This window comes from Duganella sp. CF402 (assembly GCF_900109645.1).
Classification (GTDB): domain Bacteria; phylum Pseudomonadota; class Gammaproteobacteria; order Burkholderiales; family Burkholderiaceae_D; genus Rugamonas.
The window spans coordinates 573984-595249 of the sequence record NZ_FOBG01000001.1; the positions used below are offsets into that span (position 1 = coordinate 573984).

Here is a 21266-nt window from a genome sequence, read left to right on the forward strand (position 1 = left end):
GATTCTTATTATAGTTCCTTGATGACGTACACGCAACGTCTGGCCCCCGACAGCATGTGTTCGACCCGGCCGACCGAGCAATCCGGGCCCAGCACGCGCTGGAATACGTCCAGCTCGGAGCGGCAGAATTTCTGGCATTGTTTGGCGGCGGCGCAGATCGGGCAGTGATTTTCGATCAGCAGCAGGCTGCCGTCGTCCTGCGCTTCGAGCGCGGCCATGTAGCCCTCGGCGCTGCGCGCTTGCACCAGCGCCTGCACGCGTTCGGGCAGGGTGCGGGCGGCGGCCAGGTGCTGGCGGTAATCGCGCTCGCTGGCCGCTTCGCGCGAGCCGATCAGCTTGTCGAGGCCGGCGTCGCCGAACAGCGTGCGCACCTGGTCGATCAGTTGCAAGGTCAGCTCGGCGTGACGGTCGGGGAAGCGGGCGTGGCCGGCCTCGGTCAGCAGCCAGCGGCGCGACGGGCGGCCTGGCTTGTCGGCCACGTCTTCGTAGGTGACCATGCCCTTGTCCTGCCAGGCTTCCAGTTGCTTGCGCGCGCCCATCGAGGTCAGGTTGAGCAGCGCGGCCAGTTGCTGGGCGGTTTGCGGGCCGCGCGTCTTGATCAGGAACAGCGTCTGTTCGGCGGTATTCATGGCAGCGCGCCTTCCACGCGGGCGCTCATGCTGCGGTGCCAATGCTGCATGCGCCAGGCCGACCAGGCGCTGAGGGCGGCGCCGAGCAGCAGGATCAGGCGGGTGTCGATCAGCGTCAGCACCGCGCCGGCCAGCGCCATGATGATGTTGGCGAGGCAGAAGGTGGTCGAAATCAGACCCATCACCGCGCCCTGGCCATGCGCGCCGCCGAAGCGTTCGGCGCAGTAATTGGGCACGATGGCGTTGTAGAACGAATGGGGAATCCCGTACAGGATGATGCAGGCGAGGCCGAGCGTGGCGTTGCTGGCGGCCAGCAGGGCAATGATGGCCGCCACCGTGAATGCATAGCGGCGCGCGCGCAGCAGCGGTTCGCCGGTGAACGGGCGGCCGGCGACGATGGTGGTGGCCGTCATCACGGCGCACATGGCGGCGGTGACCCATGCGATGCCTTGCGCGCCGTAGCCGGGCACCTCCACCAGCCACAGCGGATAGAACTCGTAGAACGCCGTCACGCCGCAGGTGTAGGCCAGCGTCACGATGAACAGGCTGCGCAGGTCTGGTTCGCGCAGCAGATTCAGTGAGTGCTGGTCGCGCGCCACCTGCCACCACGAGGTGGTCGCATGTGAGGCGGCTTCGCGCGGCAGGGTAACGGCCACCAGCGCTGCCACCAGCAGCAGGGCGGCGACCGCGACCCAGAATGGCGTGGTGATGCCGAATTGCAGGGTCGCGCCGGCCAGCAGCGGGCCGGCCAGCCAGCCCATGTAGAAGGCGCCGTTCAGCCAGGACAGGGCCTTGCGGCGCAGATCGCCGTCGAGGCGGTCGGCCAACAGGGCGCGCGCGACCGAGCCGCTGCCTTCCAGCAGGCCGGTGGCGAAGCGGGCAATGATGAACAGCGGGTAGTTCTCGATAATCAGCGCCCCGGCGGTGACGGCGTGGCCGATGGCGGCGCCGACGGCGGTAATCAGCAGCACGGGGCGGCGGCCGTAGCGATCAGACATCGGGCCAAGCAGGGCGGAGCCGATCAGCAGGCCGAGCGGATTAATCGTCAGCGCCAGGCCGAACAGCAGCTTGGGCGGCAGGCCAAGAAAAGTATTGAGGCCGTTGGTAGCGCCGGCGGCAAACAGCGGCGGCAAGATCGGATAAGGCAGCGCTGCGCCAATGGTGGACAACAAGGCCAGCAGGCAGGCGGAAGCAATCAGCAGATGAGTTTTCATGCCCTCCACTGTACGCCTTGCTCAACAATAAGTAAACAAAAGCGTTTATAAATTAAAAGCTGACCCTGAATTGGGTATGATGCGTTTTTTCGATTGGGCTTGGTATGAAGGACTGGTTTGCCGGCGAGCGTGGGGCGTATTTTTTCTTGTGGCTGGGCATCGGCCTGATCGCGCTGTTTGGCGTGCTCGAATATCGCTTTCCCAAGGCGGAGCAGTTGGAGGCGGCGAATGGGCGTGTGACCTGGCAGCAGGAGACGCGCGGGGCGCTGTATTTCCGCTTGGCGGACCAGCAGCAGTTGGTGTTGTACGCCAAGGGCGATGCCGACGGCAAGCAGCGCGCGGCGATCCGCGACGCGGCCATGTATCCAATCACGGTGCAGTTCCTGCGGGCGCAGAAAACTGGCATCGGCTTTGCGCCCGGCGAGTTCTATACCGCTTACACGGTGGCGGTCGGCGGCAAGCAGGTGGCCAGCCTGGCCGCAGTGCGCGGCGACTATCGCCATGACAATCTTATCGCGCTGGTGATGGGGATTGCCGCCGCACTGGCTGGCTGTTGGCGCCTGCGCGCGCTCGGCGCGGCTACGTCACGTCGCGCTGGCGGCGGAAGGCCAGCCAGCCGGCGATCACGGTAAAGCTCGCCACTATCACGACCACGATCAGGAAGCCGTGCGCCGATTGCGCCAGCGGGATCCCGCCGACGTTCATGCCCAGCAGGCCGGCGATGATGTTGATCGGCAGCGCCAACACGGTCACCACGGTCAGCACGAACAGGCTGTGGTTGTTGGCCTCGCTGGCCAGTGCCGCAATTTCCTCTTGTATCAGCTTGATGCGCTCCTGCAGCGACGCCATGTCCGCCAGCACCATCGAGAATTCCTCGGTCGATTGACGCAGTTCTTGCACGTCGCTCTCGGCCATCCATGCCGGCGGCTTTTGCAGCAGGCGGAATAGCGCCGCCGGCTCCGGCGCCAGCAGACGTTGCAGCCGCACCAGTACCCGCCGCAAGGCGCCCAGGCTGGCGCGCTTGGTGGTCAGTTTGCCGGCCAGCAGATTGTCTTCGATGCTGTCCACCGTGCTGATGGCGTCGCGCACGATTTTGATCAGGGCGTCGGCCTGATCGCGCAGCAAATGGGTCAGCAGTTCCACTGATGAGTGGATCGGTTCGCCGCCGCGCACGGCGTTGCGCAGGCTGTCCACCGCGCGCAGCGGCTTGCGGCGCGCGCTGATGACGATTTGCCGGTCCACGCTGAGCCACAGGGTCGAGATGTCGGACGGCTCGAACGAGAAATCGTGCAGCACGTCGTTGACCACCGCGATCAGGGTGTCGTCGGCCAGTTCGATGCGGGTCGAGCGCGGGCCTTCGTGCAGGCTTTCGTAGAATTCCTCCGGCAGCGCCATGTGCTCGTGCAGCCACTTTTCGCTGGCGGTGTTGGCCAGGTTGTAGTGCAGCCAGATGAACTCCTGCGGATGCTGCTCGCGCTCCTTGAGCCACGCGCACGCAGCATCGGTGTCCAGCGGCTGGCCTTTGCCGTCGGCGCTGCGGCCGAACAGGTAGCCGCATACCAGGCCGGATTGGTCGGAACCGTAGGACTGCGGCGCGCTCTGCATCCGGCCTACACCAGCAGCGCGGCGCTCATCTCAGCCGCATCGCGCTTGGCTTCTTCCAGCATGGAGGCCAGCCGGTGCTCGTCGATGAACAGGTCGATGGCGGAGTCGGAGTGCGGCGGCAGGTCGCGCTGCGGTTCCTGCAGCGGCGATTTCACCGGCGTCAGGTGATTGGCCAGCAGCAGGGTGTCGAGCAGGGTGTCGGGCGGGATCGACATGAAGCTGTCACGCAGGCCTTCGATGGCGTCGGCCACCGGCTCCGGGATGCACAGCTTGCGCATCACTTCGCGGGTGATGATTTCCTCGCTGGCCGAGTGCCAGTTTTCCGGATCCTCGTCCAGCAGGCCGGGGAATTCCTCGGCGCGCGACAGCAGGTAGAAGCCGCCCACCTCGTGCACGATGCCGGCGAACAGCGCGGTGTCTTCGTTCACGCCGGTCACGTGGCGCGCGATCAGGCGCCCCAGCGCGGCCACAGCGATGGTGTGGTCCCACAGTTTTTCGGCCTTGTTGCGCAGCGCCGGGTCGGAGATCTTGCTGCCGAACTGGCGCACCACCATCGCCGCCGCCAGCGCGAACAGGTTCTGGTAGCCGATGCGCATGATGGCGCCGCGCACATTGGTCACCACCGGCGCGCCGGCGCGGGTGAACATGGCGGAATTCGAGATGGCCACGGTTTTGGCGGCCAACAAGGGCTCGGCCAGTACCAGGCTGATGGCGGTATCGATAGGGCAGTCGGGGTCGTCCAATGCCAGTTGCACGCGCAGCGCCGCGTTGACGCTGGTGGGGAAGACGAGTTCGCCACGGATGGCCAGGGCCGCGATGTGGCCATATGCTTCGAGTTTGTTCATGGTCAAAATTATACGCAGGTGTGGCCTCAATCTCAACGCCATGCGGCAGGTTCTCGTCGGCGATGCGACAGAATGGCGGCGCGCAGGATGCGCGGAGGGGGCAAGGCGTGCGCGGGGAGGCGGCGCGGAAGGGAGGCATTCGCGGCGCCGGGATGGGGGCGCCGCGAACGAGGGGAAAGCTAAATCAGGCGTTGACCAACTCGGGATGGCGCGCGCCGCGCTCGTTGCTGTAGCGGCTGACCGACAGGTCGTCGGCGCGGATCGCCGGACGGCGCGACGAGATCAGGTCCGACAGCAGTTGCGCCGAGCCGCAGGACATGGTCCAGCCCAGCGTGCCGTGGCCGGTGTTGATGTACAGGTTGCGCAGGCCGGTGCGGCCGACGATCGGCGTGCCGTCCGGCGTCATCGGGCGCAGGCCGGTCCAGAAGCTGGCCTGGGCGGTGTCACCGGCGCCGGGGAACAGGTCGTTGACCACCATTTCCAGCGTTTCGCGGCGGCGCGGATTCAGGGTGCGGTCGAAGCCGGCGATCTCGGCCATGCCGCCGACGCGGATGCGGTCGTCGAAGCGGGTGACGGCGATTTTGTAGGTTTCGTCCAGGATGGTCGACACCGGCGCGGCGTCGGCGTTCACGATCGGCACGGTGATCGAGTAGCCTTTCAGCGGGTACACCGGGATCTTCACCAGATCTTTCAGCAGCGCGGTCGAGTAGGCGCCCATCGCCACCACGTAGGAATCAGCGGTGACCAGCTCTGGGCCGCACTGCACACCCTTGAGCTGCTCGCCTTCGCTGACCAGGCCGGTGATATCGACGCCGTAGCGGAACTTCACGCCCAGCTCTTCCGCCATCGCGGTCAAGCGGGTGGTGAACAGCTGGCAGTCGCCGGTTTCATCGTTGGGCAGGCGCAGGCCGCCGACCAGCTTGTTGCGGGCCAGGCCCGGCTCAGCGCTGATCAGTTGTTCGCGGCTCAGCAGTTCATACGGTACGCCGGTTTCTTCCAGCACGGCGATGTCCTTGGCGGCGGCGTCCATTTGCTCCTGGGTGCGGAACAGCTGGGTCGTGCCTTGCTGGCGGCCTTCGTATTCGATGCCGGTGGAGGCGCGCAGGGCTTTGAAGCAGTCGCGGCTGTACTCGGCCAGGCGCACCATGCGTTCCTTGTTGACGGCGTAGCGTTCGGCATTGCAGTTCTGCAGCATCTGCCACATCCATTGCAGCTGGAACAGGGTGCCGTCCGGGGTGATGGACAGCGGTGCGTGACGCTGCAGCATCCATTTCATGGCTTTCAGCGGGATGCCGGGGGCGGCCCACGGCGAGGCGTAGCCGGGCGAGATCTGGCCGGCGTTGGCGAAACTGGTTTCGAGGGCGGGGCCGGCTTGGCGGTCGAGCACGGTGACGTCGTGGCCGGCCTTAGCCAGATAGTAGGCGCTGGTGACGCCGATGACACCGCTACCCAGAATGACTATACGCATGCTTGCCCCCGATTATTTAACTGCATTAGATTCCGCTATGGTATTCTCGTTATCGTAGTGTTTGTTACTGTATATATTCGATAAAACAGTGGATTTTCATGAGAATTCAGAAAGAATCGGTCCGGGGCCTGGACAAGCTTGATCGAAAGATATTGCAGATCCTGCAGGAGGATGGGCGCATCTCGATGAAGGACCTGGGCGAGCAGGTGGGTTTGTCGACCACGCCGACCATCGAGCGCGTCAAGCGGATGGAGCGCGATGGCGTGATTACCGGCTACCACGCGCGCATCGATCCGCCGTCGCTGGGGGCCAAGCTGCTGGTGTTTGTGGAGATCACGCTGAACCAGAAGTCGGGGCCGGCGTTCGAGCAGTTCCGGCGCGAGGTGCTGCGGATACCGGAGGTGCAGGAGTGTCATCTGGTATCGGGCGATTTCGATTATTTGATCAAGGCGCGCATCCACGAAATGGCCGAGTACCGCAAGCTGCTCGGCGAAATGCTGCTCAGCCTGCCTGGCGCGGCGCAGTCGAAAAGCTATGTGGTGATGGAGGAAATCAAGGAGACGCTGACGCTATCTACCGAGGTAGTGCAGGGCTGATCTATATCAAAGTGTGCGGCTTGCATTCGCCGAAGGGCGGCGCATACTGTTCCCATGAACTCCGTCGACTCCACCAAATGCCGTAAGACGCCTGAAGAGGGCGGCGTGCCCCCCGAGCAGGCGACCGCGCATGCGGACGCGCTGGGAGAGGTGCTGGAGGGGCTTGCTTCCAAAGAGTGGGTGCGGACGGAGCTCGCGCAGCAACTAGGGGCGCTCAAGTTCGATATGTTGAAGTGGATGATCTCCTTGTTCGTCGCCCAGAGCAGCCTGACCATTGGCGCTGTCATTGCGCTTATCCGCTACCTGCCGCACTAAGCCCGCTTCAGTTACAATGCCATAATGGCATCACAACCAACTGGAGCAGGCGTGAATCCTCCCTCGCAGCTCGTCGTGCGTTCGCTGGACGAGCATTTGTCGTCCGACCAGAGCTTCAGCTCCGCCTACGCGCGGGCGGTGGGCGCGATCGCCGGTAATGAAGGCAGCCTCACGCTGGCCCAGTTCGCCGCCGTCACCGACCTTGCCGGCGATGGCCAATCCTCTGCCGTCTTCACTGCACTCGTCTTGAACGCCATCGAATCTGGCGTGGAAGTTGACTGGGCGCTGAATGCGCTTAGTCGCAGCTGCACCGGTATCGACCAGGCCGCGCGCGAACAGGCGCTGGATATGACCATCCCGCTGCTGGCGCTGCACGGCGCCGAGGCGCGCGCACTGGCGCAGCGGCTGGCCAAGGCGCTATCGGTGCGCTTGTCGCCGGAAAACCTGGAACGCCTGCCGGCCGCCGAAGAGCGCGGCATCCTCGCCAACCTTGGCGAACAGGCGCGCCGGCTGGTGCGCGGCCGTTCGCTGGCAGATGCGGTGGCGGATTTCGGCCGCACCGCAGGCCAGCGCGAACTGGTCGATCACGCGCGCCATTTCCAATCCGGCGAGATCGACCAGGCCGCGCTGCGTGAAGTGGTCAGGAGCACCACCGCCGCCATCGCGCAGGACATCAGCATCTATCAGGAGCAGGCGCGTCTGCTGTCGGTGGGCGAGGCGGCGGCCAGTTCGCTGGTCAACGCCGCCGGTGATCTGAAAAGCCAGGTGACCCAGCGGCTGGTGCTGGTCGAACAGCGCATCGCCCACGAGCGCCGCCTGATGATCGAGGAAATCGACGACGCCGTGCATGATGCCGGCAACGCCATTGAACTCGCCATGACGGACCGCCTCAACACCGACAAATGGAAAGATGAAGACGTGTGGGCCAGCATGGGCCGCAACCAGTTCGGGCAGGAGATGGAGCGGCGGCTGGACCGCATCGTGCGGCGCAAGGAACAGGCCTTGCTGCTGTTGCAGGAGGATTTGCGGCTGTTCCAGTCGGGGATGAAGCTGGGGCAGGCGACGGTGTTCCAGCGTCAGCACCACGCGGCGCTGGCCAAGCTGATGCCGCGCCTGCGTATTGGTACGCGTATCGTCAACAAGCTGGATACGGCGGCGAATATCACGCTGGCCGGTGGGGCGGCGGTGGCGGCCAGCACCGGCACGGCGGCTTACCTGATCGGCGCAGCGGTGGTGTTGCCGGTGGTGGCGCCGGTGGCGCCGTTTGTCGGCGGCGCCGTGCTGCTGGCTGGCGCGTTCAAGTGGTTTACAGATGGTGGTAAGCGCAAGCGCACCGAAATCCGCGACAAGCGCATCGCGTTTGAAGAGGAGCTGCGCAAGCAGCTGATGGCGGCAGAGCAGTCGTTCAATGCGCAGTTGGAGCAGGTGGCTGAAGGCTTCCGCGATTCGGCCGTGCAGCTATTGACACCGATCCTGCTGGAAGCCGAAGCCGCCGGCCGCGTGCCCGGCATGCGCCAGCGCATCGCCGATCGCGTCATCACCCAAGCCCAAGCCGCAATCCGTCAGCTGGATGCCGAACTGCGCTAGCGAATTCGGGGTCAGAGCCGACAATCGGACAAATGTCCGATTGTCGGCTCTGACCCCGAATTTTTAGAGGTTGCGGGCGATGATGGCGTCGGCGGCGGTGGCGGCTTGTTGCAATGGCTGTGCCAGCGCTTGGGTGGTGTAGACCGGCGTTTGCGGCATCGCCGCGCCCAGCACCGCGCCGTCGGTTTTGCTGATGTCCACCGAGACGGTGGTCGACAGGCCAATACGCAGCGGGTGCTCTTTCAACTCCTTCGGATCCAGCGCAATGCGCACCGGCAGGCGCTGTACCACTTTGATCCAGTTGCCGCTGGCATTCTGCGCCGGCAGCAGCGAGAACGCGCTGCCTGTACCTGCCGACAGCCCCACCACGCGGCCGTGGAATTCGACTTTGCTGCCATACATATCCGCTTCCACTTTGGCCGGCTGGCCGACGCGGATATTCTTCAGTTCCGATTCCTTGAAGTTGGCGTCCACCCACAGCTGGTCCAGCGGCACGATCGCCATCAGCGAAGTCCCCGGCGTGGCGCGCGCGCCAATTTGCACGCTGCGCTTGGCCACGTAGCCCGACACCGGCGCCAAGATCGTATTGCGGCGCGCCGCCAGCCACGCCTGCACGTAATCAGCTTTGGCCGCCTGCACCGCCGGATGCTGCGCCACGCTCACGCCGCTGACGCCAGCCTTGGCCGCCTCTTCCTGCTTGACCGCCACCGCAATCGCGGCGCGCGCATCTTCCACTGCCTGGCGCGCGTGCTCCACTTCTTCGCCCGACACGGTATGGTCGGCCGCCAGGGGCTTGCGGCGCGCCAGGTCGGCTTCGGCATTCTTCAGCTGCAGCTTGCGCAGCGCGACGGTGGCATCGTACTGCGCCACGTCGGCAAAGCGCTGGCGCTGCTGGCGCACGGCAGCGCCCAGTTTGGCTTCGGCTTGCGCCAGCGCGATGTCGGCATCGGCCGCATCGAGCTGGATCAGCGGCGCGCCTGCTTGCACCATCTGCGTTTCATCGGCGCGGATCTCGGTCACATTGCCGGTCACTTGCGACGACAGGTTGACCAGGTTGCCGCCCACGTAGGCGTTGTCGGTCTCCTGCACTTTGGACAGTACGCTCGCGTAGTAAACCGCGTAAGCCGCACCGACGGCGATGAAGGCCAGCGTGATCCCCGCCAGCATGGCCTTGCGTTTTCTCTCGTTTGGTTTGGTGATTTCAGTGCTCATGATGTGATGTCCTTATTTGATCGCGGTCGCCAGCGGCGCTTCTTCGTGATAGCCGCCGCCCAGCGCATTGGTCAGCGCGACTTCGGCCAGCAGTTGTACTTGTTGCAGATACAGGTCCGCATCGCGCTGTTTGAGCAGCGACAGGCGCGCATTCAGCACGCTGCTGTTGTTGGCCAGGCCGTGGTCCATGCGCGCTTGCGCCGACGCCAGCTGCGCGCGCGCCAACGTGGTAGCCGCAGTTTGCTGCACGATTTGCTGCTCGATGCCTTGCAGTTGCGCGCCGCCTTGCGCCACTTCGCGCACGGCTTCGACGATGGTCTGGTTGTATTCGGCGATGCGCTCGTTGCGGTTGGTGCGCGCGCCGTCCAGTTGCGCATCGAGGCGCTTGCTGTCGAACAGCGGCAGCGACACGCTCGGGCCGATGTACAGGGTGCGGCTGGCCAGTTGCAGCAGGTCTTCGGCCTTGACGCTATTCAGGCCGATGGAGCCGGTCAGGTTGACGTCGGGATAGAACGCGGCCTTGGCGGCGTCGATCTTGCTGAGCGAGGCTTCCAGCGTCCAGCGTGCCGCTTGCAGATCCGGACGGCGCGCCATCAGTTCCATGCCGAGGCGTGCGGGCAGGGCGTGCGGCGCGGGGGACACCGCCACCGGCTTGAGATCGGCCAGCGCTGTGTTGTCGGCGCCTGCCAGCGCGCGCAGGGCTTCGCGTTCATATTCGATATCGGCCCGGAGCTGAGCCTGCTGTTTGCGGATCAGGTTCAGTTCCGCTTCGGCGGCGCGCTGCTCGTCGGCGCTGGCCAGGCCGCGCGCGATGCGCTTGGCCCTATCTTGCACCAGCGCGGTTTGCGTGGCCGCCAGTTGATCGGTATTTTCCAATCGCGCCCACGCGCCTTGCAGGCGGAAGTAGCTTTGCGCAATCGATGCTGCCAGCGCCTGTTCGGCTTCGGCATAGGCGGCGCGGCCGGCATTCAGTTCGCCGACGGCAGCCGACACTTGCGCGCGGTTCTTGCCCCACCAGTCGAAGTTGTAGCGCAGGTCGAGGCGCAAGGTCTCTTCGGTAAAGTAAGCGCCGCCGATCGGCGCCGGGAACAAGCCGGTTCCCGAGTAGCGCTGGCGGTTGGCGTTGCCGTTCACCGTGCCGGAGATGCCCAGGTCGGCCACGCTGCGCGACAGCGAGGAGCGCGCGCTGCCGATGTGCGCCGCCGCCACTTCCAGCGACGGGCCGGAGGCCAGCGCCTGCTTGATGATGGCGTTGAGCTGCTCGTCATGGTAGGCGGTCCACCATTGCACTTGCGGCCAGCCTTCCTGCGCGAGCTTGATGTTGGCCGACAGTTCGGCGCCGGCGATGTCGCGCTTGGCCAGCGCGTTGCGGTCCGGCGGCACGCTGGCGCAGCCGGCGAGGGCGATCGCCACGGCGGCCGCCACGACCAGTATGGTTGGTGTTTTCATTTCGGTTCTCCTCATTCCATCGCAGCGTGATCGACTGCGGCCGGCGCGTTCTTAGCCGGCGGTTTAATCAGCAACAGCAGCGGGATCACGCACAGCGTCGCAATCATCATCAGCCAGAAGTCGTCGACGTAGGCGATCATCGAAGCCTGGCGCGTGATCTCGTTGTTGAGCGAGGCCGCCGCTTGCGGCGTGGCCAGGTTGTCCAGCAAGGCCGGGTTGGCGCTGGTGACGTGTTCCGTCAGCGAGGCGTGCACGGTCTGCGTGTTCCGCGCCAACAGCGTCTGCACCAGCGCGATGCCGATCGAGCTGCCGATATTGCGTATCAGGCTGTAGATGGCCGTGCCTTCGGCGCGCATTTCGGGCGACAGGGTGGCGAAGGTGGCGGCGCTCAGCGGCACGAACACCAGGCCCAGGCCCAATCCCTGGATCACGCCCGGCCACACGATGTCGCTTTGCGACAGCACCAGCGTGTACTGGGTCATCTGCCACAGCGAGAAGGCGGTGATCAGGAAGCCGGTGCCCAGCAGCACGCGCAGGTCGATCTTGCCGACCAGCCGGCCCACCACCATCATCGCCACCATCGTGCCGATGCCGCTTGGCGCCGTCACCAGCCCGGCGATCTTGGCCGGATAGCCCATCAGGCTTTGCAGCATCGAGGGCGTCAGCGCGCGCGTTGCGTACAGCACCAGGCCGACGATGAAGATGAACAACAGCCCGCTGACGTAGTTGGAATTGCGCAGCAGGCGGTAATCGAAAAAGGATTTGCCGGCAGGGCGGGTGGCCGTGTGGGCGACAAAGTAGGCAAAGCTCAGCGCCAGGACGATGGCTTCGATCCAGGTTTCGGTGGAGCTGAACCAGTCGTTCTGTTCACCACGGTCGAGCAGCATTTGCAGCGCGCCGATGGCCAGGCTCAGGGTGGCAAAGCCGAATGCGTCGAACTGCATCTTGCGTGGCGCCTCGGTCTTCTTGATGTAGCGCCAGATGCCGTAGAACGCCATCGCACCCACCGGCACGTTGATGAAGAACACCCAGCGCCAGTCGTAGGCGTCGGTCAGCCAGCCGCCCAGCGTCGGCCCGAGAATCGGGCCGATCATCACGCCCATGCCCCACACCGCCATCGCCGAGCCGTGCTTTTCGCGCGGGTTGATGTCGAGCAGGGTGGCTTGCGACAGCGGCACCAGCGCGGCGCCGAAAATGCCTTGCAGCAGGCGCGCGATGACGATTTCCACCAGCGAGCCGGACAGGCCGCACAGCACCGAGGCGACGGTGAAGCCGGCCACCGAGGCCAGGAAGATGTTTTTCTGGCCGAAGCGGTCGCACAGCCAGCCGGTCAGCGGCGTGGCAATCGCAGCCGCCACGATGAAGGAGGTCAGCACCCAGGTGATCTGGTCCTGCGAGGCCGACAGGCTGCCCTGCATGTGCGGCAGCGCGACGTTGGCGATGGTGCCATCCAGCGCCTGGATAATGGTCGCCAGCATGATCGAGATGGTGATCATGCGGCGGTTCAGGCCGTCGTCCACGGTGCTCATGGCTGGGTCTCGATGTTGGCCTGGAGGGCCTCAAGGAAGGTGGTCACGGTGCGCAGGGTCTCGGGATCGACATTGCCCAGCAGTTCACGGCGCAGCGCGTCGGCTTCCTGCCACACGCTGTGGTAGACCTCCTGCCCGGCCGGGGTCAGGCTCAGCAGTTTGACGCGGCGGTCGGTGGCGGAGGGCGTGCGCACCATGTAGCCGGCTTTCACCAGCCGATCGACGGTCGACACCATCGTCGGGTCTTCCACGCCGGCGCGCGCGGCCAGCCGGGTTTGCGAGGGCGGTTCGGTTTCCTTGGCGGTCAGGGCGATGGCCATCCAGCTGGCCTGGCTCAGGTTCAGGTGCTTGAGGCGGCGGTCGATGGCCAGCCGCCAGGCGCGGGCCGAGCCGTGCAGGGCGGCGGAAAAGCGTTCTTCTATAGAAGACATATGATTTTGAGGCTAATGGTTAGATGTCGAACCATTAGTTTAGCACAAGCAATTTATGTTCGCTAGCGCACGGAAATTTAGCCCGGCAGCGGCTATGATAAGAACTGAGCACCTTCGCTCGTACTACAAAAATGAGACTGATCATGAAAGCCAAGTTACTCGCCGCCAGCCTGCTGGCCTTGTCCGCCTCCGCCTTTGCCTCCGATGTGGCGATGTCCATCAGCGTCGGCCAGCCCGGCTTTTACGGCCGCATCGACATCGGCGATTATCCTGCCCCGCAGCTGATTTACCGCCAGCCGGTGATCATCGAGCGTCCAGTACGCTACGTCGAAACCGCGCCGATCTACCTGCGCGTGCCGCCAGGCCACGCCAAGAACTGGGCCAAGCACTGCCGCCACTACAATGCCTGCGGCCAGCGCGTGTATTTCGTGCAGGATAACTGGTACAACAATCAGTACGTGCCGCGCTACCGCGAGCGCCACGGCGGCCCAGGCCCGGACCGCCGCGACTATCGCGACGACCATCGTGACGACCACCGCGACGATCGCCGTGACGACCATCGCGACGATCGCCGCGACGACGGTCCCGGCAAGGGCCACGGCAAAGGTCATGGCCACGGCCACGACCGCCGCGACTAATCACGCGCTCGCCAGCGCCGCCACCAGGAGACAGTTTTGCAGAGCAAATTCGTGATTGTTGGCGGCGGAGCGGGCGGGCTGGAGCTTGCCTGCAAGCTGGGCCGCAAGTTGGGCCCCGAGGCCGTGATGCTGGTGGATAGCCGGCTGTCGCATATCTGGAAACCGTCGCTGCACGAGGTGGCGGCCGGCACGCTGGACGTACACCAGGAAGGGTTGTCGTACCAGATGCTGGCGCACGACAACGGCTTCACCTTTGTCTACGGCCCGATGCAGGCGCTCGATGCCGGGCAGCGCCTGGTGACGGTGGCCGCCATCGGCAGCGGCGAAGAACAAATCCTGCCCGAACGTCACATCCGCTACGACCAATTGGTGATTGCGGTCGGCAGCACTTCCAACTATTTCGGCGTGCCCGGCGCGGCCGAGCACACCATTTCCCTGAATGCCACCGAGGACGCGGAGCGCTTTCGCCTGACCTTGCTCAAGCGCCTGACGCTGGCCGAATTGAAAAAAGATGGGGGCGTGGACGTGGTCATCATCGGCGGCGGCGCCACCGGCGTTGAACTGGCGGCTGAGTTGCGTGAGGCCAGCGGCGTGTATGCCGCCTACGGCTTCCGCCAGTTGCAAGCCGAGCGCGATGTGCGCATCACCTTGCTTGAAGGCGCGCCGCGCATCCTCGCGCCGCTGCCGGAAAAAGTGTCCAGCGCCGCGCTGTCGTTGCTGCGCCAGCGCGCCGTGACGGTGGTGACCGATACCCGCGTCACCGCCATCGATGCTGCCGGCGTGACGGCCGGCGATACCCGCTATCCGGCGCACATGGTGGTGTGGGCGGCTGGCATCAAGGCGCCCGATTTTCTGAAAACACTGGGGCTGCCAACGGTTAAATCCGGGCAGCTGGACGTGGACGGCACGCTGGCCGTCAAGGGCGTGGCGGGCGTGTACGCACTGGGCGATTGCGCCGCTTGTGCCGGCCCGGACGGCAAACTGACGCCGCCACGCGCCCAGGCCGCACACCAGCAGGCCGACTACCTGCTGGAGACTTTCCTGCGCCAGCACAAGGGCCGGCCGCCGCAAGCCGGACCCTACGTCTATCGCGATTACGGCTCGCTGGTGTCGTTCGGCCAAACGACCTCGGTCGGCAGCCTGATGGGATCGTTGAAGGGATTGAGCTGGTTTGTCGATGGCTTCGTGGCGCGCATGATGTATGTCAGCCTGCACCTGATGCACCACCAGGCGGTCTTGGGAACGGTGCGCACGGCGGTGTTGGCGCTGGCGCGCTTCCTGATCAAACGCAGCACGCCGCTGGTCAAGCTACATTAGTTAAGCTACATTAAGCGGCAGCCGGCTTGGGCAGGATCATGGTGAGCGTGACGCCGCCGGTCGCGCCGCTCGTCAGTGTGAGCGTGCCGCCGAGGTAGGCCGCGCGTTCGCGCGCCATGCGCAAGCCGAACTTGCCGGCGGTCTCGCCGGCCGGCACCGGGCCGTTCAGGCCGACGCCGTTATCCTTCACCGTCAACATGACTTCGTCCTCGTTATCGTCGACGATGACGTCGACCTCGGTCGCCTGCGCATGCGCGATGATGTTGCGCAGCGCTTCTTCCAGCGTATGCAGCAAGACGATGCCGTGGCTGCGCGGGCAGTCCAGCTCGTCGTCGGGCAGGCTGCAGCGGGCCGTGATGCCGCGCTGCTCGCCGAACTGCGCGACCAGCTCGTCGAGCGCCACCCGCACGCCGAGGAATTCCAGCTTGTCGTTCCACAGCTTGAGCTGCATCTGGCGGTTGGTCTCGACGATTTGCCCCAGCAGTTTTTTCATGTGGCCGGCGCGGTCCTGCAGCGCCGGGTCGGGCGGCAGCTTTTGCATCAGCAGGCCGAGGTGCATGGTGAGCGCGGTCAGCGACGAGCCGAGCGAGTCGTGCAGCTGGCGCGACAGCGAGCGCCGTTCATTGTCCCAGCAGGTGTGGACGTGGCCCAATAGCTCGCTCAGGTCCGCGCTGCGCAGGGCGTCGTGCTGGGGTGATTGTTGGTCGTGCGAGGCCGGTACGGACATGGTTTTCTCTGTGAAGACAGGGGTTGCTGCGATCATACCCGAGCTTGGGAGGAAAGGGCGCACGGCTACTGCTTGACCGCGACCTGCGCGCAGCTGTCGATGATGTCCATCAGCTGGTCGATGTCGACCGGCTTGACCAGGTGGCGGTCGAAGCCGGCGTCCATCACGCGCCGCAGGTCTTCGGCCTGGCCATAGCCGGTCAGGGCAATCAGCTTGATGGCGCTGGTGGCCGCATCGGCGCGCAGCCGGCGCGCCACTTCATAGCCGTCGATGCCGGGCAGGCCGATATCGACCAGCGCCAGATCGGGCTGCCAGGCGCGCGCGGCGGTCAGGCCCAGCAGGCCGTCGGCGGCCGCTTCTATTTCGTAGCCGTAGCCGCTCAACATCATGGCCATCATTTCGCGGCCGTCGTCGTTATCCTCGATCAGCAGCACGCGCGGCTTGCCGTGGGCGCTGTGCGCCGGCGCCGGCGGCGTGGCCGCCTGCTGCGCAATGCGCGGCAGCCGCAGCGTGAAGGTGCTGCCGTGTTGCGGCCCCGCGCTCTCGGCCTCAATGCTGCCGCCGTGCAGTTCGGCCAGGCGCCGCACCAGCGACAGGCCGATGCCCAGCCCGCCTTGCGAACGGTCCAGCGTGCTGCTGCCTTGCACGAACACGTCGAACACATGCGGCAGCAGCTCGGCCGGGATGCCGACCCCGGTATCGCGCACGCTCAGCACCACCTCGTCATCGTCCTGCCAGGTGCGCACCTCGACGCGGCCGCCGGGCGCGGTGTACTTGAGGGCGTTGTCGATCAGGTTGCTGGTGATTTGCTCCAGCCGCGTGCTGTCGCCATCGACCCAGCCGGGCGCGAGGTCCTGGTCCAGTTCGTAGTCGGTGCTGCGGCCGGTGGCGCGGTAGGTTTCCAGCGTCTGCGCCACCAGCGCGGCCAGGTCGAGCGGCGCGCAGGTCAGCAGGATCTTGCCCGACATGGCGCGCGACAGGTCAAGCAAATCGTCGACGATGCGGCCCAGGTGCTGGCTCTGGCGCTGGATGATTTTCTTGGCGCGCTGCACGCCGTCGACCGACACCCCGGGCAGGCCGATCAGCGAGGCCGCGCTGCTGATGGCGCTGAGCGGATTGCGCAGCTCGTGGCCCAGCATGGCAAGGAATTCATCCTTGGCGTGGTTTTGCCGCTCCACCGTCTGCCGTTCGGCGATCTCGCGCGTCAGGCGCTGGTTGGTGGCGATCAGCTCGGTGGTGCGCTGGCTGAGCTGGCGGGCCTGGTTCTTCAATTCTTCGTTTTTCACGGCCAGCGCCACGAACACGGAAATCTTGGCATACAGGATTTGCGGGATCACCGGCGTGAACAGGAAGTCGACGGCGCCGTGCTGGTAAGCCTTCAGCCGGTCCAGCTCGTCCGCGAGAAACGCGGTGACGAAGATGATGGGAATGTCGGCCGAGCGCGCGCGCGCGTGGATGGCGGCGGCGGTTTCAAAGCCGTCCATGCCGGGCATGTTGACGTCCAGCAGAATTACGGCGAAGTCGTGCAGCAGCACCTGGCGCAGGGCGTCCTGACCCGATGGCGCCGCCAGCACTTCATAGCCCTCCTGCCCCGACCACTGGGCGAGCAGGCTGGTCAGGGCAAACAGGCTGTTGGCGTCGTCGTTGACCACCAGGATCTTTGGTTTGTCCATCAAACGATCATAGCAAGCACATATATGAATGTCAAAACAGCATGGTCAATCGAGCGCAACAATGGGGAGGTGGGCTTGCGCACAGACCCGGCGCGGCCGCGCTGGCAAAGTGGAGCGGGACATTTAAAGGAGGCTGTGATGAATATCGATACTGTCGTGGACAAAGATTATGTGGGTCTGAGCTTCCGTGCGCTGGCCGATGCGCCGACCAGCGCGCTGCGCGGCGTCAGCGCCAAGGACGCCAAGGCGCTGGCGCAGGCATTCAATGTGCATACGGTGCGCGAACTGGCGGCGCTGGACGTGGTGAAGTGGGCGGCGGCCATCACCACCCTAGCGGAGCAGGAGCAGCAAACGCCGGCCGAGCTGGCGGGCGAAACCTTGCTCGACAGCGCCGTCGAGATGACGTTCCCGGCCAGCGACCCGGTGTCGGTGGACGCCGGCATCACGCGCATCGAGGTGGCGCCGGAGACGGTGGATGCGCACGGCGACCATCAGAATGCGCGCCAGGTCGAGCAGAGTACCCGCAAGGGCTTGAAGGAGGGCGCGCAGCACTGAGCGCGCAGCGCCGCCGGGCTCCAGGTGCCTGGCTCAGGCCGGCGTGACTACGCTGGCCGACTGGACATGGCGCTGCTGCGGCGGCGCCGGCAGCGTCTGCGCGGTGCAGCAGCGGTTCTTGCCCGAGCGCTTGGCTTCGTACAGGGCGCCGTCGGCGGCGGCGATCAACGGCGCCACTTCGGTCGCATCGTCCGGGAAAATGCCGACGCCGATGCTGGTCGACAGCTTGAGCGTCACGCCGTTGACCACATAGGGCTGGGAGACGGCGTCGATCAGCTTGTTGCACGGCTCCTGCGTGTCGGCCACGCTGGCGATGCCGCCCATCACGATCACGAACTCGTCGCCACCGACGCGCGCCACCGTATCTTCCTTGCGCGAGCAGCCGATCAGCCGCTGCGCCACCTGCTTGAGGATTTCGTCGCCGTAGGCGTGGCCGTGGGTGTCGTTGATGGGCTTGAAACCGTCCAGATCGAGATACATGACGGCCGCGCGGTGCTGATGGCGCGTGGCGTGCTGCAGCACGGTGGAGATGCGGTCTTCCAGCAGCCGCCGGTTGGGCAGGCCGGTGAGCGGATCGTGCAGCGCCAGTTCCTGCTGCTGGCGGCTGTACTGCGCCAGCTCGCGGTATAGCAGGCGCACTTCCAGCATGTTGTGGATGCGCTTGTGCACTTCCAGCAAATCGAAGGGCTTGCTGATGAAGTCGCGCGCGCCCGCTTCCAGCGCGGCGATCTTGAAGCTCGGCTGCGCGGTCAGGGCCAGCACCGGCAGGTAGCCGCCTTGTTCGATTTCCTTCAGCCCCTTCATGACCTGGAAGCCGTTCAGGCCCGGCATTTGCAGGTCGAGCAAAATCAGGTCGTAGCAATGCTGGCGGTGCAGGGGGCACACCTGCTCCGGCAGCATGGTCGACGCCACATTGGTGTAACCGGCTTCGCGCAAAATCTCCAGCATCAGCTCGACGTTGTCTGCGCTGTCATCCACCACCAGGATTTTGGCGTTCAGGATTTCGTCTCGGCTCGGCATGTTGATGGTCTCGCTTAGTCTCGGTATGGATAGTATTTCGATAATAGCCCAGGTCGTCGTATTGCGGCGCACACAAGTGCGCATCGGTTTCTGTGCGGAAACTATTGTACGCCTATTTTTATATTATTGTAGTCTACCAAGAGATTTTCACATTGCTTGTAGGACATCGCCGCGTCTGCAAGTAGGAGAGAATCATTTCCATGCGGAAAAATCAAACGTCGCGCTGGGTGGCGTGGGTGGCCGCCACCTTGGCGATCAGCTCATCGGGTTCGACCGGCTTGGCCAGATGCGCGAGGAAGCCGCTGGCCAGGGCCCGGCCACGGTCCTCCGCATGGGCAAACGCGGTCAGGGCGATGGCCGGCAGGTCGCCGCCGCGCGACGGTCCCAGCGCGCGGATGCGGTCCAGCAGGCCGTAGCCATCCATGCCCGGCATGCCGAGGTCGCTGACCAGCAGGTCGGGGCGCTCGTGTTGCAGCAACTGCAAGGCTTCGGCGGCGGTGGCGGCGGTCAGCACCTCGGCGTTGCAATCGCTGAGGATGCGCTTGATCAGTTCGCGCGCGTCGTCTTCATCGTCCACCACCAGCACTTGTACCCCGCTCAGATCCTGCACCGCAGCATGCGGCTTGGCCGGGGCCGGCGGCGCGGCCGGCGCCGGCAGGTGGTGGTGGGCCGGCAGGCGCAGGGTGAAGCAAGCGCCCCGGCCTTCGCCCTCGCTGGTCACGGCGATGGTGCCGCCGTGCTGCTCCACCAGGTGCTTGACGATGGCCAGCCCCAGCCCCAGGCCGCCGTGCTGGCGGGTGGTGGTGGCGTCGGCCTGGCGGAAGCGCTCGAACACATGTTGCAGGAAGCCCGGGGCGATGCCGATGCCGCTGTCGCGCACGGTGATGGCGATCTGGTCGCCGTCGCTGCGCACGCCGACCGTGACCGCGCCGCCGCGCGGCGTGAACTTGATGGCGTTGCTGAGCAGGTTCCACAGGATCTGCTGCAGGCGGTTGGCGTCGCCGGACACCATGCCCGGCGTGTGCTGGAAATCCTTGTCGATGTGGATCTGCTTGGCGTCGGCCGCCGGGCGCACCGACTCGATGGCGGCGGCGGCCAGCGCGTCCGGCGCCAGCGGCTGCATTTCCAGCCGCACCTTGCCGGAGGTGATGCTGCTCATGTCGAGCAAGTCCTCGATCAGCTGGGCCTGCGCGCGCGCGTTGCGCTCGATGGTTTGCAGGCCGCGCTGCAGGTCGGCCGCATCGCGGCTGCCGCGCCGCAGCACCTGCGCCCAGCCGAGGATGGCCGTCAGCGGGGTGCGCAGCTCGTGCGACAAGGTGGCCAGGAATTCATCCTTGAGCTGGTTGGTGCGCTCGGCTTCGGCGCGCGCCTGGCGTTCGCTGTCGAGCAGCACCTTGCGCTCCTCGGCGGCCTGGCGCGCCGCTTCGTACAGGCGCGCGTTGTCGATCGCCACGGCGGCCTGGGCGGCGATGCCGGCGATGATGCGCTCGGTGCGCTCGCTGAACATGCCGGGCTGCGGATGGCCGAAGAACAGGCTGCCGATGACATCGCCGTTGCCTAGCGCCACCGGCACCGCCAGGTAGCTGCGCACCGGCGGATGGCCGGCCGGAATGCCGGCGTGCGGCGGGTTGTTGCCGTAGCGCGGATCCTGCAGCACGTCGTCGCAGCGGATGATGCCTTCGCCGCGCAGGCTGGGGCCGAACAGGGCGGTGGCACGCGGCTGGCCGAACTGCGAAAAGGCGGCCGGCGCGCCGGTCGACAAGGTGTGCAATACCAGTGTCTCGCCGGCGCTGTTGGTGCTGTGGTAGAAGAAGGCGCCGAAGCGCGCGCCGGCGATGCTGGTGGCGGCGTCGGTCACTTCCTGCAGCAGCGGCTGCAGGTCGCGCTGCGAGGCCAGCATGGCGCCGGTGCGGTTCAGCAGCTCCAGCACGGCGGTTTCATCGCGCAAGGCTTCCTGCACCCGCTTGACCTGATCGACATCGGTGCTGGTGCCGAACCAGCGCAGCACGTTGCCGTCGCTGCCGTGGACCGGATTGGCGCGCATCAGGAACCAGCGGAATTCGCCGTCGGCGCTGCGGATCGGCACCTCCAGCTCGAACGGCGTGCCGCTGCGGCGCGAGCTGTCCCAGTGCGCGCTCATGGCATCGAGGCAGTCCGGCGCGTACACCGCCTGCCAGCCGTCGCCGGCCATTTGTTCCGGCGTGGTGCCGGTGTAATCGTACCAGCGCTGGTTGTACCACACCATCGCGCCGTCCTGTTCCGCAATCCAGGCCAGTTGGGGCATGGAATTGGCCAGCGCGCGCAATTCCAGCTGGCTTTGCTGCAAAGCTTCCCTCGCGCGCAACAGCTCTTCATGCGCGTCCTGCGCGACAGACGGGCTGGTGATGGGGGCGTTCGGCATCATGCGGCTATTTTAGCGCCAACCTCGGCACCGGCTCCGCACGGTTGGCGGGGCC

The 21266-nt window shown here is 65.6% G+C and carries 20 protein-coding genes; 7 read left to right on the plus strand and 13 right to left on the minus strand.

Annotated elements, in window-relative coordinates; translation table 11 throughout:
• Window positions 1–8 precede the first annotated feature (8 nt).
• A complete protein-coding gene (locus BMZ70_RS02620) occupies window positions 9–629 on the minus strand; it encodes a helix-turn-helix transcriptional regulator (RefSeq protein ID WP_092269526.1) in 621 nt (206 codons plus the stop codon).
• On the minus strand, window positions 626–1843 hold the full coding sequence (locus BMZ70_RS02625; RefSeq protein ID WP_092269529.1) for an MFS transporter: 1218 nt from the start codon (window positions 1841–1843) through the stop codon (window positions 626–628). Before BMZ70_RS02625 ends, BMZ70_RS02620 begins: the two co-directional genes overlap by 4 nt.
• A 104-nt stretch (window positions 1844–1947) precedes the next feature.
• On the opposite strand from BMZ70_RS02625, the gene BMZ70_RS02630 reads away from it, so the two are divergent.
• Window positions 1948–2475, plus strand: a complete 528-nt coding sequence (locus BMZ70_RS02630; RefSeq protein WP_092269532.1) for a hypothetical protein — start codon at window positions 1948–1950, stop codon at window positions 2473–2475.
• Here BMZ70_RS02630 and BMZ70_RS02635 read toward each other — a convergent pair.
• The 3 genes from BMZ70_RS02635 to BMZ70_RS02645 all read right to left on the minus strand — a co-directional run bounded on the left by BMZ70_RS02635 (window position 2423) and on the right by BMZ70_RS02645 (window position 5761).
• Window positions 2423–3448 carry a transporter gene (locus BMZ70_RS02635; protein WP_092269535.1) on the minus strand — a complete coding sequence of 342 codons (1026 nt, stop codon included), beginning with the start codon at window positions 3446–3448 and terminating at the stop codon, window positions 2423–2425. The two genes, BMZ70_RS02630 and BMZ70_RS02635, sit on opposite strands and share 53 nt — an antisense overlap.
• 5 nt (window positions 3449–3453) lie before the next feature.
• Entirely contained in the window at window positions 3454–4293 is an 840-nt protein-coding gene (locus BMZ70_RS02640) for an HDOD domain-containing protein (protein ID WP_092269538.1), read from the minus strand.
• A 184-nt stretch (window positions 4294–4477) separates the two neighbouring features.
• Entirely contained in the window at window positions 4478–5761 is a 1284-nt protein-coding gene (locus BMZ70_RS02645; protein WP_092269541.1) for a D-amino acid dehydrogenase, read from the minus strand.
• A 98-nt stretch (window positions 5762–5859) separates the two neighbouring features.
• On the opposite strand from BMZ70_RS02645, the gene BMZ70_RS02650 reads away from it, so the two are divergent.
• From BMZ70_RS02650 to BMZ70_RS02660, 3 genes are read left to right on the plus strand one after another with little or no spacing between them, the layout of a single operon-like run.
• Window positions 5860–6357, plus strand: coding sequence for an Lrp/AsnC ligand binding domain-containing protein (locus tag BMZ70_RS02650; RefSeq protein ID WP_072788401.1), 498 nt, complete (start codon window positions 5860–5862; stop codon window positions 6355–6357).
• Between the two features lie 54 nt (window positions 6358–6411).
• A complete protein-coding gene (locus BMZ70_RS02655; protein ID WP_092269544.1) occupies window positions 6412–6672 on the plus strand; it encodes a hypothetical protein in 261 nt (86 codons plus the stop codon).
• 51 nt (window positions 6673–6723) lie between these two features.
• Entirely contained in the window at window positions 6724–8259 is a 1536-nt protein-coding gene (locus tag BMZ70_RS02660) for a hypothetical protein (RefSeq protein ID WP_229205264.1), read from the plus strand.
• 63 nt (window positions 8260–8322) lie between these two features.
• Here BMZ70_RS02660 and BMZ70_RS02665 read toward each other — a convergent pair whose 3' ends face one another.
• Genes BMZ70_RS02665 through BMZ70_RS02680 form a run of 4 tightly spaced genes read right to left on the minus strand, consistent with a single transcriptional unit; the run spans window position 8323 to window position 12880 of the window.
• Window positions 8323–9471 carry an HlyD/EmrA/EmrK family protein gene (locus BMZ70_RS02665; RefSeq protein ID WP_092269550.1) on the minus strand — a complete coding sequence of 383 codons (1149 nt, stop codon included), beginning with the start codon at window positions 9469–9471 and terminating at the stop codon, window positions 8323–8325.
• A gap of 12 nt (window positions 9472–9483) precedes the next feature.
• The gene (locus tag BMZ70_RS02670; protein WP_092269553.1) at window positions 9484–10920 is read right to left on the minus strand and encodes an efflux transporter outer membrane subunit; all 1437 of its coding nucleotides are present in this window, start codon (window positions 10918–10920) and stop codon (window positions 9484–9486) included.
• A gap of 11 nt (window positions 10921–10931) precedes the next feature.
• Window positions 10932–12449, minus strand: a complete 1518-nt coding sequence (locus BMZ70_RS02675; RefSeq protein WP_092269555.1) for a DHA2 family efflux MFS transporter permease subunit — start codon at window positions 12447–12449, stop codon at window positions 10932–10934.
• Window positions 12446–12880 (minus strand): MarR family winged helix-turn-helix transcriptional regulator, encoded by a 435-nt coding sequence (locus tag BMZ70_RS02680; protein WP_092269557.1) that lies wholly within the window; start codon window positions 12878–12880, stop codon window positions 12446–12448. The genes BMZ70_RS02675 and BMZ70_RS02680 overlap by 4 nt, the downstream gene beginning before the upstream one ends.
• Before the next feature lie 143 nt (window positions 12881–13023).
• On the opposite strand from BMZ70_RS02680, the gene BMZ70_RS02685 reads away from it, so the two are divergent.
• Window positions 13024–13518, plus strand: coding sequence for a hypothetical protein (locus BMZ70_RS02685; protein ID WP_092269560.1), 495 nt, complete (start codon window positions 13024–13026; stop codon window positions 13516–13518).
• Between the two features lie 36 nt (window positions 13519–13554).
• Complete coding sequence (locus tag BMZ70_RS02690; RefSeq protein ID WP_092269563.1) at window positions 13555–14835, plus strand: NAD(P)/FAD-dependent oxidoreductase; 1281 nt, start codon at window positions 13555–13557, stop codon at window positions 14833–14835.
• Between the two features lie 10 nt (window positions 14836–14845).
• On the opposite strand, the gene BMZ70_RS02695 is transcribed toward BMZ70_RS02690, so the two are convergent.
• Complete coding sequence (locus BMZ70_RS02695) at window positions 14846–15562, minus strand: sensor histidine kinase (protein ID WP_092269565.1); 717 nt, start codon at window positions 15560–15562, stop codon at window positions 14846–14848.
• A 65-nt stretch (window positions 15563–15627) separates the two neighbouring features.
• On the minus strand, window positions 15628–17235 hold the full coding sequence (locus tag BMZ70_RS02700; RefSeq protein WP_092269568.1) for a response regulator: 1608 nt from the start codon (window positions 17233–17235) through the stop codon (window positions 15628–15630).
• A gap of 138 nt (window positions 17236–17373) precedes the next feature.
• On the opposite strand from BMZ70_RS02700, the gene BMZ70_RS02705 reads away from it, so the two are divergent.
• Window positions 17374–17790, plus strand: coding sequence for a hypothetical protein (locus tag BMZ70_RS02705; protein WP_092269571.1), 417 nt, complete (start codon window positions 17374–17376; stop codon window positions 17788–17790).
• Between the two features lie 33 nt (window positions 17791–17823).
• Here the strand turns inward: BMZ70_RS02705 and BMZ70_RS02710 are convergent, their stop codons facing one another.
• Both BMZ70_RS02710 and BMZ70_RS02715 read right to left on the minus strand, forming a co-directional pair.
• Window positions 17824–18810, minus strand: coding sequence for a GGDEF domain-containing response regulator (locus tag BMZ70_RS02710; RefSeq protein ID WP_092269574.1), 987 nt, complete (start codon window positions 18808–18810; stop codon window positions 17824–17826).
• Between the two features lie 211 nt (window positions 18811–19021).
• On the minus strand, window positions 19022–21214 hold the full coding sequence (locus tag BMZ70_RS02715) for a hybrid sensor histidine kinase/response regulator (RefSeq protein WP_229205265.1): 2193 nt from the start codon (window positions 21212–21214) through the stop codon (window positions 19022–19024).
• Window positions 21215–21266: the final 52 nt, after the last annotated feature.

What these genes read in the sequence shown, in the direction of transcription:
- BMZ70_RS02675 (WP_092269555.1), bottom strand. Translation starts at nt 12,449, where the DNA reads ATGAGCACCGTGGACGACGGCCTGAACCGCCGCATGATCACCATCTCG.
- BMZ70_RS02695 (WP_092269565.1), bottom strand. Translation starts at nt 15,562, where the DNA reads ATGTCCGTACCGGCCTCGCACGACCAACAATCACCCCAGCACGACGCC.
- BMZ70_RS02655 (WP_092269544.1), top strand. Translation starts at nt 6,412, where the DNA reads ATGAACTCCGTCGACTCCACCAAATGCCGTAAGACGCCTGAAGAGGGC.
- BMZ70_RS02715 (WP_229205265.1), bottom strand. Translation starts at nt 21,214, where the DNA reads ATGATGCCGAACGCCCCCATCACCAGCCCGTCTGTCGCGCAGGACGCG.
- BMZ70_RS02645 (WP_092269541.1), bottom strand. Translation starts at nt 5,761, where the DNA reads ATGCGTATAGTCATTCTGGGTAGCGGTGTCATCGGCGTCACCAGCGCC.
- BMZ70_RS02665 (WP_092269550.1), bottom strand. Translation starts at nt 9,471, where the DNA reads ATGAGCACTGAAATCACCAAACCAAACGAGAGAAAACGCAAGGCCATG.
- BMZ70_RS02625 (WP_092269529.1), bottom strand. Translation starts at nt 1,843, where the DNA reads ATGAAAACTCATCTGCTGATTGCTTCCGCCTGCCTGCTGGCCTTGTTG.
- BMZ70_RS02670 (WP_092269553.1), bottom strand. Translation starts at nt 10,920, where the DNA reads ATGAAAACACCAACCATACTGGTCGTGGCGGCCGCCGTGGCGATCGCC.
- BMZ70_RS02700 (WP_092269568.1), bottom strand. Translation starts at nt 17,235, where the DNA reads ATGGACAAACCAAAGATCCTGGTGGTCAACGACGACGCCAACAGCCTG.
- BMZ70_RS02640 (WP_092269538.1), bottom strand. Translation starts at nt 4,293, where the DNA reads ATGAACAAACTCGAAGCATATGGCCACATCGCGGCCCTGGCCATCCGT.
- BMZ70_RS02685 (WP_092269560.1), top strand. Translation starts at nt 13,024, where the DNA reads ATGAAAGCCAAGTTACTCGCCGCCAGCCTGCTGGCCTTGTCCGCCTCC.
- BMZ70_RS02620 (WP_092269526.1), bottom strand. Translation starts at nt 629, where the DNA reads ATGAATACCGCCGAACAGACGCTGTTCCTGATCAAGACGCGCGGCCCG.
- BMZ70_RS02710 (WP_092269574.1), bottom strand. Translation starts at nt 18,810, where the DNA reads ATGCCGAGCCGAGACGAAATCCTGAACGCCAAAATCCTGGTGGTGGAT.
- BMZ70_RS02635 (WP_092269535.1), bottom strand. Translation starts at nt 3,448, where the DNA reads ATGCAGAGCGCGCCGCAGTCCTACGGTTCCGACCAATCCGGCCTGGTA.
- BMZ70_RS02705 (WP_092269571.1), top strand. Translation starts at nt 17,374, where the DNA reads ATGAATATCGATACTGTCGTGGACAAAGATTATGTGGGTCTGAGCTTC.
- BMZ70_RS02650 (WP_072788401.1), top strand. Translation starts at nt 5,860, where the DNA reads ATGAGAATTCAGAAAGAATCGGTCCGGGGCCTGGACAAGCTTGATCGA.
- BMZ70_RS02630 (WP_092269532.1), top strand. Translation starts at nt 1,948, where the DNA reads ATGAAGGACTGGTTTGCCGGCGAGCGTGGGGCGTATTTTTTCTTGTGG.
- BMZ70_RS02680 (WP_092269557.1), bottom strand. Translation starts at nt 12,880, where the DNA reads ATGTCTTCTATAGAAGAACGCTTTTCCGCCGCCCTGCACGGCTCGGCC.